Annotated in this window: 13 protein-coding genes and 1 pseudogene; 5 read left to right on the top strand and 9 right to left on the bottom strand. The window is 43.7% G+C overall.

All coding sequences use genetic code 11. From position 1 onward, the window contains the following. Window positions 1–907: 907 nt before the first annotated feature. Together purL and NI467_RS04655 are read left to right on the top strand one after the other, a co-directional pair. Window positions 908–4,741 (top strand): phosphoribosylformylglycinamidine synthase, encoded by a 3,834-nt coding sequence (gene purL, locus NI467_RS04660; RefSeq protein WP_253151246.1) that lies wholly within the window; start codon window positions 908–910, stop codon window positions 4,739–4,741. Window positions 4,742–5,028: 287 nt separating this feature from the next. After that, window positions 5,029–5,346, top strand: a complete 318-nt coding sequence (locus NI467_RS04655; RefSeq protein WP_253151244.1) for an NGG1p interacting factor NIF3 — start codon at window positions 5,029–5,031, stop codon at window positions 5,344–5,346. 232 nt (window positions 5,347–5,578) lie between these two features. Here NI467_RS04655 and NI467_RS04650 read toward each other — a convergent pair whose 3' ends face one another. Both NI467_RS04650 and NI467_RS04645 read right to left on the bottom strand, forming a co-directional pair. Next, window positions 5,579–6,325 (bottom strand): nitroreductase family protein, encoded by a 747-nt coding sequence (locus NI467_RS04650; protein ID WP_253151242.1) that lies wholly within the window; start codon window positions 6,323–6,325, stop codon window positions 5,579–5,581. A 102-nt stretch (window positions 6,326–6,427) separates the two neighbouring features. Beyond that, window positions 6,428–7,228 carry an enoyl-CoA hydratase-related protein gene (locus NI467_RS04645; RefSeq protein WP_151205417.1) on the bottom strand — a complete coding sequence of 267 codons (801 nt, stop codon included), beginning with the start codon at window positions 7,226–7,228 and terminating at the stop codon, window positions 6,428–6,430. Between the two features lie 103 nt (window positions 7,229–7,331). On the opposite strand from NI467_RS04645, the gene NI467_RS04640 reads away from it, so the two are divergent. After that, on the top strand, window positions 7,332–7,901 hold the full coding sequence (locus NI467_RS04640; protein WP_253151240.1) for a nicotinate-nicotinamide nucleotide adenylyltransferase: 570 nt from the start codon (window positions 7,332–7,334) through the stop codon (window positions 7,899–7,901). Window positions 7,902–7,948: 47 nt separating this feature from the next. After that, window positions 7,949–8,515, top strand: a complete 567-nt coding sequence (locus NI467_RS04635; protein ID WP_253151231.1) for a YceI family protein — start codon at window positions 7,949–7,951, stop codon at window positions 8,513–8,515. 8 nt (window positions 8,516–8,523) lie between these two features. On the opposite strand, the gene NI467_RS14890 is transcribed toward NI467_RS04635, so the two are convergent. Further along, window positions 8,524–8,952: a LysR substrate-binding domain-containing protein gene (locus NI467_RS14890; protein WP_374982199.1), complete on the bottom strand. Its 429-nt coding sequence runs from the start codon at window positions 8,950–8,952 to the stop codon at window positions 8,524–8,526. Beyond that, a complete protein-coding gene (locus NI467_RS14885) occupies window positions 8,880–9,194 on the bottom strand; it encodes a hypothetical protein (protein WP_374982201.1) in 315 nt (104 codons plus the stop codon). The genes NI467_RS14890 and NI467_RS14885 overlap by 73 nt, the downstream gene beginning before the upstream one ends. A 138-nt stretch (window positions 9,195–9,332) precedes the next feature. Here NI467_RS14885 and NI467_RS04625 point away from each other — a divergent pair. Beyond that, window positions 9,333–9,932: pseudogene (locus NI467_RS04625) on the top strand (LysE/ArgO family amino acid transporter). A 73-nt stretch (window positions 9,933–10,005) separates the two neighbouring features. Here the strand turns inward: NI467_RS04625 and NI467_RS04620 are convergent. From NI467_RS04620 to dapD, 5 genes are all read right to left on the bottom strand, one after another. Further along, window positions 10,006–10,464, bottom strand: a complete 459-nt coding sequence (locus tag NI467_RS04620) for a peroxiredoxin (RefSeq protein WP_151205919.1) — start codon at window positions 10,462–10,464, stop codon at window positions 10,006–10,008. Window positions 10,465–10,542: 78 nt separating this feature from the next. Then, the gene (locus tag NI467_RS04615) at window positions 10,543–10,953 is read right to left on the bottom strand and encodes a hypothetical protein (RefSeq protein WP_151205363.1); all 411 of its coding nucleotides are present in this window, start codon (window positions 10,951–10,953) and stop codon (window positions 10,543–10,545) included. Between the two features lie 16 nt (window positions 10,954–10,969). Further along, entirely contained in the window at window positions 10,970–11,638 is a 669-nt protein-coding gene (gene queC, locus NI467_RS04610) for a 7-cyano-7-deazaguanine synthase QueC (RefSeq protein ID WP_151205364.1), read from the bottom strand. 32 nt (window positions 11,639–11,670) lie between these two features. After that, window positions 11,671–12,381 (bottom strand): 7-carboxy-7-deazaguanine synthase QueE, encoded by a 711-nt coding sequence (gene queE / locus NI467_RS04605; protein ID WP_151205920.1) that lies wholly within the window; start codon window positions 12,379–12,381, stop codon window positions 11,671–11,673. A gap of 128 nt (window positions 12,382–12,509) precedes the next feature. Beyond that, the gene (gene dapD, locus NI467_RS04600; RefSeq protein WP_151205921.1) at window positions 12,510–13,331 is read right to left on the bottom strand and encodes a 2,3,4,5-tetrahydropyridine-2,6-dicarboxylate N-succinyltransferase; all 822 of its coding nucleotides are present in this window, start codon (window positions 13,329–13,331) and stop codon (window positions 12,510–12,512) included. Window positions 13,332–13,358 lie beyond the last annotated feature (27 nt).

Raw genomic sequence — 13,358 nt, 5'->3', positions numbered from 1 at the left:
AATTATCATTAATTCATGTCTCATGCTGCCTATATATACTAAATTTTTACATAAGAATAGAGGCTGAGAATCAGTTTAAATTTAAGCTTTATATTTTCAATTGATTAGCGTTTAATTTCACTCTTTTGAGTAAGGGGTTTAAGGAATATTTGAATCAATATTTGGGGTTAATATGTCAATAAAAACAGGCTTAATCTCTTTAAAATGTATTTAATAAAATAACCCTATTCATTTTAAGTCTCAATCTTTGTTAAAAACTAGGGTGCAGTCTTATATATGAGGTTTAGATATCTTTAAATGCAGCCCAGATATTAAAAGGAGCGAGCAGGATAATCCGGGCTGCCCGATATTATTGGAAGTCGATTGAAGCAGGTTACATGACAGATTTATGCCCAGCAGGACCAAAAATACAGCACAGCGAGGCAGAGTCTTGACGCGTGCGCTGGAGTCCGGAATAAAGATAGCGGGATACAAAATTATTTCGGTATGGCAACTCGCCGACAGGACACAGAGAGACGAGCTGAAAAAATGAACTCAAGTGTTTTTTAGTTTATCTCGAGAAGCTTGAGCCTAAACCTATCCTTTCCTTAATAAGGTTTTTATAGCGGCTCAAGAATAAGTGCTGTACGCATTTTAAGTAGGCTTGCTGTTGAAAAATAATACAATTTTATTAAATGAAATTATTCTTCATCGGTTTTGATTTTTATTTAACAAATTGTGTTAGTCTACGCGACCCGATTCAATTTTCCTGCTTGAAAATAAAACAATATTTTAAAAATACAGAATATTTCAGCAGTAGTTTTCGTATTTGCCATCTAGCCGATTTCCTTATTTCACAGTAGAATATGCGCTCTCTCAAGTCACATTGTGGCATGGTTTACGACCATCCCGTGGAGCCAAAATCAGCATGTTTATTGTTGCCGGTGCACCTGCACATTCTTCATTTAAGAAAACTCAACTACTTTCACGTTTATCGTCAATTAGTTCTGTTCAATCAATTGAAAGTCAATGGGTCTACCTCTTTGACCAAGCGCTCAACGAGCAACAACAGCAATCCGCTTTGCAGCTTTTAAATGATGGTCAATCTTTTGATTTACACCAAGCGACAAGTGATGAAATCCAGATTTTAGTAACACCACGATTAGGCACCATTTCTCCATGGTCATCCAAAGCGACAGATATTTTCAAGAACTGTAATACCCCAGTTCATCGTCTGGAACGCGGTGTTTTATTTACCTTGAAAGGTGAAAAAGAGCTTTCTAAAGAAGTACTGCAGGTTTTACATGACCGCATGACGGAAAGCGTGTTTAATACGATTGAAGATGCTGCGGCACTGTTTACTGAAACAGCACCAAAACCTTTGAACTCGATTGATATTCTGGGTCAGGGCAAGGCAGCGTTAGTTCAGGCGAACAATGAATTCGGTTTTGCACTGTCTGATGAAGAAATTGATTATTTAACCGATGCCTTTAACAAGCTGGGCCGTAACCCGAATGATATTGAGCTGATGATGTTTGCACAGGCAAACTCTGAGCATTGCCGTCACAAAATCTTCGGTTCAGAATGGACCATTGATGGTGAAGTTCAGCCTTTGTCACTGTTCCAGATGATCAAGAACACCTATAAGGAATCACCAACAGATGTATTGTCTGCTTATAAAGACAATGCCTCAGTGATTGTAGGTTCTGATACGCAACGTTTCTATCCAACCAAGGAAGATAACGGCCAGCACGTTTATAAATATAAGAGCCAGGCCGCTCATATTCTGATGAAAGTGGAAACACACAACCACCCGACTGCGATTGCGCCATTTGCCGGTGCTGCGACCGGTTCAGGCGGTGAAATCCGTGATGAAGGTGCGACAGGTCGTGGTGGTAAGCCGAAAGCTGGCTTAACCGGTTTCACAGTATCTAACCTGAATATTCCTGGTTTTGAACAGCCTTGGGAAGAAAACTACGGCAAACCATCACGTATGGCATCGCCACTGCAAATCATGATTGAAGGGCCGTTGGGTGGTGCAGCGTTTAACAACGAATTTGGTCGTCCGGCTTTAAATGGTTATTTCCGTACTTTTGAACAGAACGTCAATGGCGAAGTGAAAGGCTTCCATAAGCCAATCATGATTGCAGGTGGTTACGGTAACATCCGTCCTGACCATGTAGAAAAAGATCCAATCCAGCCGGGTGACTTGCTTATCGTGCTGGGCGGCCCTGCGATGCTGATCGGTCTGGGCGGCGGCGCAGCGTCTTCTGTAGACAGCGGTACCATGGGTGAAAATCTGGACTTCGCATCGGTACAGCGTGAAAACCCGGAAATGGAACGCCGTTGTCAGGAAGTCATTGATACTTGCTGGCGCATGGAAGATGAAAACCCGATCGTTTCGGTACATGACGTCGGTGCAGGCGGTATTTCGAATGCAATGCCTGAACTGGTCAATGACCACGAACTGGGTGCGGTACTGGATCTACGTAAGATTCCATCTCTAGAGCCAGGCATGTCGCCAATGGAAATCTGGTCAAACGAAGCACAAGAGCGTTATGTGCTTGCGATCCGTCCAGAATCTCTGCCACTGTTTGAGTCAATCTGTGCGCGTGAACGTTGTCCGTTTGCGGTGCTGGGCGAAGCGACTGAAGCGCGTCATTTAACTGTTGAAGATCCATTATTTGGCAACAAGCCGGTGGACATGCCAATGCAGGTGATGCTTGGCGGTACCCCGCGTATGAGCCGTTCATATGAAACAGTGGAGCGTAAAGGTGATGATTTTGATGCCTCTAAAGTCACTGACCTGAAAGATGCGATTTATCGCGTGATCAAGAACCCGACAGTTGCATCTAAATCATTCCTGATCACTATTGGTGACCGCTCGATTACCGGTATGGTTGCACGTGACCAGATGGTGGGTCGTTGGCAGATTCCTGTCGCGGATGCTGCAGTGACCACCACCAGTCTAGTCGGTTATAACGGTGAAGCGATGGCGATGGGCGAGCGTCCACCGGTAGCATTGTTAAATCCGGCAGCATCTGCACGTTTATCGGTTGCTGAGTCTATTACAAACATCATGTCGGCGAAGATTAAACAGATCAGTGACATTAAATTGTCTGCAAACTGGATGGCGGCTGCCGGTCAACCAGGTGAAGACCAAGCTTTATTCGAAGGCGTAAAAGCCATCGGTATGGAAATGTGTCCAGCACTGGGTATCGCGATTCCTGTGGGTAAAGACTCATTGTCGATGCGTACGACCTGGAATGACGAAGGTACAGATAAATCTGTGACTTCGCCAATGTCAGGGGTAATCACGGCATTTGCGCCAGTGACTGATGTGCGCAAGACATTGACCCCTGAATTGAAAAACATCGATTCTGTACTGCTACGTATCGATCTTTCTAAAGGCCAATTCCGTCTAGGCGGCTCGATTCTGGCTCAGGTTTATAAAGCGATTGGTTCAGTAACCCCTGACGTTGATAGCTTTGATGACTTGAAAGCTTTCTTTGCACTGGTTCAGGAGTGGAACGATCGCGACCTGATCAAGGCCTATCATGACATCGGTGATGGCGGCTTATTGGCCACTGTTGCAGAAATGATGTTTACGTCACGTCTGGGCGTTGCACTCGAAGAACAATCTGTGGCTGCACTGTTCGCTGAAGAAATCGGGGCAGTTCTGCAAATTGCCAAAGCAGATTGGGAAGTATTGCAAGCAGAAGTTGCGGCTTCAAGCTTGAAAGATGCTATCTCTGTTGTGGGTACAGTCAACAATACGGACCAGTTGTCTGTAAATGGTCTGGTACTTGAGCGTGCCGATTTGCAAGTGGCCTGGACTAAGGTTTCCCATCAAATCCAGCGTTTACGTGACAACGTCGAAACTGCGGATCAAGAATTTTCCCTGATCACAGACAAGTCACACCAGGGCTTGATCGCTCAACCGACATTCGATTTGAATGAGCCAGTTGAAGCCCCATATATCAATTCACGTCGTCCAAATATGGCAATTCTGCGTGAGCAGGGTGTGAATGGTCATGTTGAAATGGCAGCTGCATTCGATAAAGTGGGCTTCAACACGGTTGACGTACATATGAGTGACCTGCTGGCTGGCCGTATCAGTCTGGATGACTTTGAAGGTCTGGTGACCTGTGGTGGCTTCTCTTATGGTGACGTACTCGGTGCAGGCGGCGGCTGGGCCAAATCTGTATTGTTTAACCCGCAGCTACGTGACCAGTTCGAGAAATTCTTCAACCGTCAGGAAACCTTCTCTTTAGGTATCTGTAATGGTTGTCAGATGCTGTCTCAATTGGCACCCCTTATTCCGGGGGCAGATGCATGGCCGCGTTTCCATCGCAACAAGTCAGAAGTTTTTGAAGCACGTAGTGTTAACGTTCGTGTCGAGAAATCTTATTCTGTATTGCTAGAAGGTATGGAAGGTTCTATTCTTCCAATCGCTGTGGCGCATGGTGAAGGTCGTGTGGTTGCATCTGCTGAAAATCTGGCTGCACTGAATGCAGGTAACCAAGTGATTATGCGCTATGTTGACAGCCAAGGTCAGGCAACAGAGCAATATCCATTAAACCCGAACGGTTCGCCTGAAGGGATCTCTGGTGTAACTTCTCAAGATGGTCGTGCAACAATTCTGATGCCACACCCAGAGCGTAACTTCCGTGCGGTTCAGCATTCATGGAAACCGGAAGACTGGGATCAAGATGGTGCCTGGTTGCGTATGTTCCGTAATGCACGTAAGTTTATTGGTTAATTTTTATAAATTCATCTGAATGAAAAGCCGCCTTCGGGTGGCTTTTTTATTGGGTGATATTTTTCTTTTATTTTTTGCTCTTTTAAGGAATTAAACCAGTGATTAACTTTATGAAAAGAGAGAAATTTAATAGTATCTTCCAGAAAGGTAGCTGCTGCTTTGAAGGGAGTTTATTTGCTAAACTTTTTAGCTGTTCCTCCAGCAGGTTCGCAAGTAATCTTTGATTAGACATCATGATGCTTGAGCCATATGATGGATTAATACTCCTAGAATATATACCAATTGATATGCTTAAACTCATTTATTACGTTCCTGAATCTCATCTTGAATCGACTAAACTTGCCATTTTTTCAGCCGGTGCTGGAGGGATAGGCGATTATGAACATTGTGCCTGGCAGATTTTAGGCACTGGCCAGTTTAAGCCGCTAAAAGGTGCTGATCCGTTTATTGGTGAGGTCGGTGAGCTTGAACAAGTTTCAGAATGGCGGGTAGAAACCATTGTGCCTGAACATAAGGCCAGTGAGGTGGCACGGGCGTTAAAGGCCATGCATCCTTATGAAGAGCCGGCTTTTGAGTTTATTCAAATAGTGGATATTCCACTCTAATAACTTTTAAACCAATATTTGGTACACGGAAACGCCATCCGCACTGGTTTAAGGCAGGACTGAAGATGATAAAAAATCTGTGATGTATCGACAGCGAGAAGGTTTGAGCCGATTTTGTGGATGACAATACTTCGATGTTTCGACCTACTTTTTCCCAAAACAACAGTAGGTCGAAGCGAAGGTTAATCTCAAAATTAAGACCTTATTGAAAAAGAGTCCATCTGGAAGAACCTTAAACCTTCTGAATAAACAGCTCACGATCAAAACGGTACTGCGGGAAGAATACGCCATCTTTTGCACGCTCACCTGCTGCAATGACCATGACAGGATATTGTCCATCATTTAATGCCAGAATTTCACGTACCAGCGGCTCATCAAATCCTTCCATCATGCAGCTGTCAAAGCCATAAGCACGTAAGGCCAGAACCAGATTTTCACAGGCCAGTGCTGTGGTTTTGCTGGCCCACAGTTTGGCATCCGCAGGATTAAATGCTGATACCGGCATTTGCTTGTCCAGAGTACGAGCGACTTTGAACGCCACTTTCTTAAAATTGCCAAAGGCATTCAGATAACCGGTTTTGTAGTTATAGGGAATGTATTTGTAGTATTTCTTGACTGCAGGTGGGGCTTCTGGAAATGGAAACTCATTAATATTACGTTTGGCCATTTCATCTATACGGTCAGTGCGGGCAACACAGACAATCAGTTCAGATGCTGTCTTGGCAGCCAGCTGGCTCATGCAGGCTTTCACCAGGCGTTTCTTTTTGGCAGGACTTTGTACCACATAGAAGGTCCAGGGCTGCAAGTTCGACGAGTTGGGGGCCAGTAAGGCGAGATCCAGACAATCATCGAGCACTTCGGCAGGAATCGCTTTGCTGGTAAATTTACGTACCGAACGGCGGCTTTCAATCACCTTACGGAAGTTGTCTACATCAATATCTTGGGTAGCAGGTTCGTGGTAGCGCTTTTTTTCAGTCATGGTATTTATATTCTTTTTACAGTGATGTGGAAAGAAATGGGGGTGAAATATAAGAAAACCACCCAGCTTATCGAACCAAGTGGTTTTATAGACAAACTTAAATTAGTTGAATTGAGAAAAATCCGGCTTACGCTTTTGCATAAAGGCCGCAACTGCTTCCATCATTTCAGGTGAGCCGACACGCTGCATAAAGATGTCAGCTTCATGATCAATCCATTCAACAATTTCATTTAAATTATGTTTCATCAAGGCTTTGGACTGGACCAGAGAAGCCAGTGGAAGGGCCGCCAGTTGAGCAGCTTGCTGTGCTGCTTTACTATAAACCTCTTCTTCAATACTGTTCACTAAATTGGCTGAACGTGCTGTTTCACTGTTAAATTTTTGTGCAGTAAGTAATAACTCAGCCGCCTTGTGATAACCCGCCTGTTCAATTAACAATTTACTTGAAGCTCCTTCAGGAGAAAGTCCTAGACTGACAAAAGGAATCTGGAACAGGGCAGTATGATCACTATAGACCAGGTCACAATGCAACAGGATCGTTACCCCAATACCAATAGCTACACCGCGTACGGCTGCAATCAAAGGCTTAGAAAATTTAGCTGCCGATTTTAATAAAATAAAAGGAGGGCCTTCCGCTGCAGGGGCCTGGCCCTTCATTGCTGCATACTTCATAAAGTCCTGCATGTCATTGCCTGCACTAAAATCTGCATCCTGACCGCGTAAAATTACCACCCGGACACTGCTGTCCTGATCGGCTTCATCGAGCGCCTGGGCAATCCATAAGTACAATTCACCATACAAGGCATTTTTGGCTTCAGGGCGGTTGATAGCCAGCGTGAGTACGCCCTGATCTAAAATTGCGTTTAAATGCGGATGAGGTTGTTGAATACAGCTCAGTGTCATCGTACTATCCTTGCTTTAAAACTTAATTTAATTTTATGGCGTTTATTATGTCGCATATTTATTTAAACGACACAACTCTCGAGTCATAAAAAATTGATCTGTTATGAACTATACATTTGATTATCTGGTTTTTATTGGCCGCTTTCAGCCCTTTCATCTGGCCCATATGCAAACCATTAAAATTGCATTAAAACAAAGCCGGCAAGTGATTCTGGCCTTAGGTTCGGCACAGAATGAACGGAATATTAAAAATCCATTTAGTGCTGCTGAGCGTGAACAGATGGTTTTATCTAATTTTTCCGCTGAAGATCAGCAACGGATCAAATTTGTTCATGTGGTCGATGTTTATAATGACCAAAAATGGCAGAAACTGGTCAAATCACTCGTCACAGGTGTCGTTGAGCCAGATGCAAAAGTAGGTTTAATTGGCCATTTTAAGGATGAATCTTCCTATTATCTTAAGCTGTTTCCTGAATGGGAGATGGTCGAGCTTGAAAGCCTGAAAGGCGCAATTTCAGCAACGCCGCTACGTGAAGCTTATTATACTGGGAAAATTATTGAATCGGCTTTTCCTTTAGGAACCAGTGAGTTTTTACATCAATTTCAAAAAACACCTATTTACCAACAATTGCGGCACAAATACCTGACTCAAGACAAAACCAATCTTGAGTAAGCTAATAGCTCAAGGCAAGCAATTGCAGCGGCCGAGGAGTGAAGCAGATGAATGTCAGGATCGCGAAAAGCGTCTTAGTTGCAGGAATACTGGGCTTAAATTTTGCTACTCATGCCACTCCTCAGCAATGGGAACTCACGCCAGAAACCCAGGTCAGTTTTGAGATCAAGTCGATGGGGTTGTCGATTGTAAAAGGTAAATTTGAGCAGATTCAGTCTAGCATGAGTTTTGATCCTGCAGCTCCACTCCATGCCTCCGCCCAGTTTGTTCTCGACATCAAAAGTTTGAGTTTAAATAAGCCCTCGCTGAGTAATCTGATTCTGGGTGAAGATTTCTTTGATGCTGAAAAATATCAGACTGCGACTTTCACGAGCCATGGATTTATCGTTTTAGGTCCTCATCACTACAGTATTACAGGTGATTTATCCTTGCGGGGCGTGACCCGGCGGGTGGTTTTGGATACTATGTTAAAACCCAGTATCAGCCAGCCCCAACGTTTGGATGTTGACGCGACAACAGTGATAACACGCAGTGACTTTGGAATGAAAAAAGCATTTGGCGGGATTGGAGAAAAAGTCAATATTGTAGTTTCTGGACAATGGCAGCTTAAATAGGCTCGGCTCTAAAAACGGCTCTGGTTTAATAAGGAGCTGGCCTGATACAAGATCACTTCGGTTAATACCCTAAGAGCAGGAGATTGCTGCTGCCAGTGATGCCAATACAATGGCACATCGCATTGGCATTCTGGCAATATCTCGACCAGTGCATCATTTTCAAGACGGTCAGCGATTTGATATTCAGGCACTAAACCATAACCCAGTCCTGAAAAAATGGCCTCAGCAAATGCTGTTGCAGAGGGAGTGTAATAAAAAGCAAAGCATTGCTGATGTAAGCCGAATTGAGCCAGCAATGTGTGGCTATGCAAATGATCTTGATCATTATAAATGACGGCAGGGGCCTTAGGTAGCGCCTCTCGACTTATCCCTCGTTTAAACCACGATTGTACAAAAGCAGGGGTCGCCACCATGCGATACGCATCTTTCCAAGACAATGTGCTTTACAGCCCGACATGGCTTCATTTTGGCTACTAATGCAGGCATTGACTTGGCCTTGTTGCAAAAGCTTATGCGTTTCACTTTGAACGGTCATCCGAAGATGCAAAGCAATCTTTTTTTGAAATGAGTGTGACTGACAGGCAGGGCAATAGCCAAGTACCCGCAAGCTTACTGCGGAGGCGGTGATATTTAATACTTTTGCTGCAACGTCAAAACTTCGTGTTTCGGCAACTGCCAGAAAAGCCGCATAATTTTAGAATTAAGGAGCATGGGCTAGCTAAAAGAAATTTGGTCTGGATGATATTTTCTTAATTATATTTAATTCAAAAGTCGGATATGGAGAATGATGGCATTTTTATAATGAAATGACATGTCGATGTTAAATGCCTATATACAGGGGCTAGCCATTGGTTTTAGCCTGATTATTGCCATTGGTGCGCAGAACGCTTTTGTGTTGAAACAAGGATTGAAACAGTAGCATATCTTTGCCATTTGTCTCTGCTGTGCATTATCAGATGCCATCCTGATTTCAGCTGGAGTTTTAGGTTTCTCACAGCTGATGCTGTTATATCCGCATTGGCTGAACATTGCCAAGTATTTGGGTGCGACGTTCTTGTTGATCTATGGTGCACAACATTTTTATCAGGCCGGGAAAAGTGAGCAGCGCTTAATACCAGACCAAGATGCAGAGCCTGTCTTATATAAAGTCCTATGCATCTGTCTAATACTGACCTGGCTGAATCCGCATGTCTACCTAGATACTGTGATATTAATGGGGTCTATCTCCACCCAATATGCAAATGCACAATTTTATTTTGCTCTGGGAGGAATCACTGCCTCCTTCGTATTCTTTTTTAGCCTGGGCTATGCGGCACGTTATTTGCAGCCGGTTTTTCATCGCCCTCAAGCCTGGAAGATACTGGATATACTGATCGGCTGCGTGATGTGGTCAATTGCGATTTCTTTATTAAATTAAGTCTATTGGGAGCATGAATCTAAGAAAAAGACATGAAGAGGAACTTCATGCCTTTTTAGGGGAGGAGAGCAAGTTAAGCCGCTTGAAGGGCTTTTAAATCCTCTAGCACCTGCTCAGCATGACCTGCAGCTTTCACTTTGCGGTATTGTTTAAGCAATATGCCGTTATGGAAAATAAAAGTTGAGCGTTCAATGCCCATAACTTTTTTGCCATACATATTTTTTTCTTTGATCACATCAAAGTGATTACATAACACTTCTTCTTTATCGCTAATCAGATTAATCGTCAGATTTTGCTTTTCAGTAAAGTTTTGATGGGCTTTAACCGAATCACGTGAAATACCAATAATTGTGGTATTTAAAGCATCAAACTGATCTTTTAGGCATGAAAAACTGACCGCTTGAGTGGTACAGCCGGGGGTAGAATCTTTGGGATAAAAATAAATCACCAGCCATGGTGTATCCAGTTGAGCTAAATTGATTTCACCTGTCGTGGCAGGAAAATTCTGGTCAAGTAAACTGATCTCAGACATGACTACTCCAATTTCTATAGATTTTTCAAAAAAATAAGCCACATATTGTGGCTTATTCTAGCAAATAATCTGGACGGATTATTTCTTTGCTGCCTGAGCAGATTTCATCGCTTCTTCAGTTAAATTTTTCAATTTACCAGTCAGCTGCGGACCGAAACATGCTTGCAGATCTTTATTCTGTTTTTGTACAAACGCTAAAGTACCCGGGCTTTTTTTCTGGTTAATCGTACTTTGGATTTCCCATTTTTGAGCATTGGTCAGCTTGCCGTCTGCTTCTACAGCACAGCTACAATACTTGCTCACTTCAGCAGCAGTCAGTTTTTTGCCTTTAGCAGTTTCATCTTTACAAACATTGATCAATGCAGCTTTAACATTGGTGCTTTTATAAGCTTGTTGTAATTTGTCTTCGGCTGCATGGGTTGCCGTTGTAAACATTGCCGCAGCTGAAACGATCGCTGAAAGAACGATACTTGATTTTAACATTTTCATATATTCTACCTTGTCTTTACGGTATATAACGTGTCGGGTCTTCAACACCTGCGTCTGCAAAACCTTGTTTGCGTAAACGACAACTGTCGCATTTTCCACAGGCACGTCCTAGGTCATCTGCCTGGTAGCAAGATACCGTTTGACTGTAGTCTACGCCATGTTCCAGACCTAAGCGAATAATATTTGCTTTGGATAAATGTAACAAAGGTGTTTCAAATTTGAGCGCCTGACCTTCAATACCGACTTTGGTGGCAAGGCGAGCCATGTTGGCAAAAGCTTCAATAAACTCTTGGCGGCAGTCTGGATAGCCCGAATAATCCACTGCATTAATTCCGATTACGATGGCCTCAGCGTGTAAGACTTCTGCCGCTGCCAGGGCATAAGAGAGGAAGATGGTGTTGCGTGCAGGGACATAGGTAATAGGAATACCTTCCTGTTCCTGATCCGGGATCTCAAGGCTAGGATCAGTCAGGGCTGAGCCACCCAGGTTACCTAAATCAATATTAATTACACGGTGTTCTATACCCGCACGTTTTGCCAAGGCACGTGCTGCGTCCAGCTCGGTGGTAGAGCGCTGACCGTACATAAAGCTTAGCGCAATACATTCATACCGTGCCTGCGCCCAAGCCAGACAGGTTGTTGAGTCTAATCCGCCAGATAACAATACAATGGCACGAGGGCGCATAACTGATACTCCAAAAATAACTTTATAAAAAATTAACGACCTGTTTCATCGTTCCATAACAACTTGTGAAGTTGCAGCTGGAAACGAACCGGGAGATGGTCTTCCAAAATCCATTGGGCTAAATCACGTGCCAGTGCTGGCAAGTGTACCGAACCTTTTTCAATCGCAAATGCGGGCGAAAACCAAACTGTACTGACTTTCTGCTCCAGTTGATAGAGCTCTACCTGCTGTTTTGACCATTCATAGTCTTCACGGTTACAAATGACGAACTTGATCTGATCATGCGGGCTTAAATGGTCCAGATTAGAAAGCAGATTTCGTGAAACTTCACCTGAAGTTGGGGTCTTTAAGTCTAAAATTTTAGATACACGCGGGTCTACCTTTGACACATCGAGTGCACCGCTGGTTTCAAGCGATACTTCACAGCCCAAGTCTGCCAGGCGCTGCATCAAGGGCAGGGCATTGGGCTGCGCTAAGGGTTCACCACCTGTCACACAAATATAAGGGGTTTTAAAAGCGAGTGCAGTCTGAATAATATCATTCAGAGCTTGACGTTCACCGCCTTCAAAAGAATAGGTGGTATCGCAGTAGGTACAGCGTAGTGGACAGCCGGTTAAACGAATAAATACCGTTGGCAGTCCAGCCGCATTGGCTTCACCTTGTAATGAATAAAAGATCTCCGTAATGCGTAAACCCGCAGACGGATCAGAAACAGGAATAGCAGAAGATCGAAGCATATTCATAACACTATTAACCACTGAAAAAAATAATTAGGTATAAAAATAAAAATCCCTACGATCATTGCTAACCGTAGAGACGAGGAGCGGTTGAGGCCCCGAGGAACAATAAATGTTCCGCAGCAGACTACATCTTAATCTTCACGAAGTAAGTCATTTAGGCTAGTTTTAGCCCGAGTTTTGGCATCTACCTTTTTCACGATGATTGCAGCATACAGGCTGTATGTACCACATTTAGAAGGAAGGCTGCCCGATACTACGACAGAACCTGCAGGAACCCGACCATAGTAAATTTCGCCAGTTGCGCGGTCATAAATTTTGGTAGACTGACCAATAAATACGCCCATGGAAATGACCGAACCTTCCTCTACAATCACACCTTCTACAATTTCAGAACGCGCACCGATGAAGCAGTTATCTTCAATAATAGTTGGGCCTGCCTGAAGGGGTTCAAGTACCCCCCCAATGCCTACCCCACCTGACAGGTGAACATTCTTACCAATTTGTGCGCATGAGCCGACAGTAGCCCACGTGTCAACCATGGTGCCTTCATCAACATAAGCACCAATGTTCACATAAGAAGGCATCAATACCACATTTTTTGCCTGATAAGAACCCTTACGCGCTACAGCAGGAGGAACGACGCGCACACCCGCTGCTTTAAACTGCTCTTCGGTCCATTCGGTAAATTTGGTATTTACCTTGTCATAGAAACGAAGGTCACCAGCTTCCAGCGATTGATTGTCGTTTAATTTAAATGATAACAAGACTGCTTTTTTTATCCATTGATGAACTATCCATTCACCATTGATTTTTTCTGCGACCCGTAAAGTACCATTGTCCAGACCAGCAATTACGTCCTCTACTGCTTGACGGACTTCAGTAGGACAATCTGCTGCGCTAAAATTTGCACGGCCTTCAAACGCTTGCTCAATGATTGTTGAAAGCTGAAGCATGAGTTTCCTTCCGAAAAAAATTTCCAA

Origin of the sequence: Acinetobacter sp. S4397-1 (genome assembly GCF_024129285.1) — a bacterium.
GTDB lineage: Bacteria > Pseudomonadota > Gammaproteobacteria > Pseudomonadales > Moraxellaceae > Acinetobacter > Acinetobacter lwoffii_C.
This window is presented reverse-complemented; position numbering and strand designations above follow the sequence as displayed.

Coding starts and splice junctions, on each gene's coding strand:
- NI467_RS04645 (WP_151205417.1), bottom strand. CDS start 7,228: ATGACACTGAGCTGTATTCAACAACCTCATCCGCATTTAAACGCAATT.
- queE (WP_151205920.1), bottom strand. CDS start 12,381: ATGAATATGCTTCGATCTTCTGCTATTCCTGTTTCTGATCCGTCTGCG.
- NI467_RS04620 (WP_151205919.1), bottom strand. CDS start 10,464: ATGTCTGAGATCAGTTTACTTGACCAGAATTTTCCTGCCACGACAGGT.
- NI467_RS04640 (WP_253151240.1), top strand. CDS start 7,332: ATGAACTATACATTTGATTATCTGGTTTTTATTGGCCGCTTTCAGCCC.
- NI467_RS04650 (WP_253151242.1), bottom strand. CDS start 6,325: ATGACTGAAAAAAAGCGCTACCACGAACCTGCTACCCAAGATATTGAT.
- NI467_RS04615 (WP_151205363.1), bottom strand. CDS start 10,953: ATGAAAATGTTAAAATCAAGTATCGTTCTTTCAGCGATCGTTTCAGCT.
- NI467_RS04655 (WP_253151244.1), top strand. CDS start 5,029: ATGCTTAAACTCATTTATTACGTTCCTGAATCTCATCTTGAATCGACT.
- dapD (WP_151205921.1), bottom strand. CDS start 13,331: ATGCTTCAGCTTTCAACAATCATTGAGCAAGCGTTTGAAGGCCGTGCA.
- queC (WP_151205364.1), bottom strand. CDS start 11,638: ATGCGCCCTCGTGCCATTGTATTGTTATCTGGCGGATTAGACTCAACA.
- purL (WP_253151246.1), top strand. CDS start 908: ATGTTTATTGTTGCCGGTGCACCTGCACATTCTTCATTTAAGAAAACT.
- NI467_RS04635 (WP_253151231.1), top strand. CDS start 7,949: ATGAATGTCAGGATCGCGAAAAGCGTCTTAGTTGCAGGAATACTGGGC.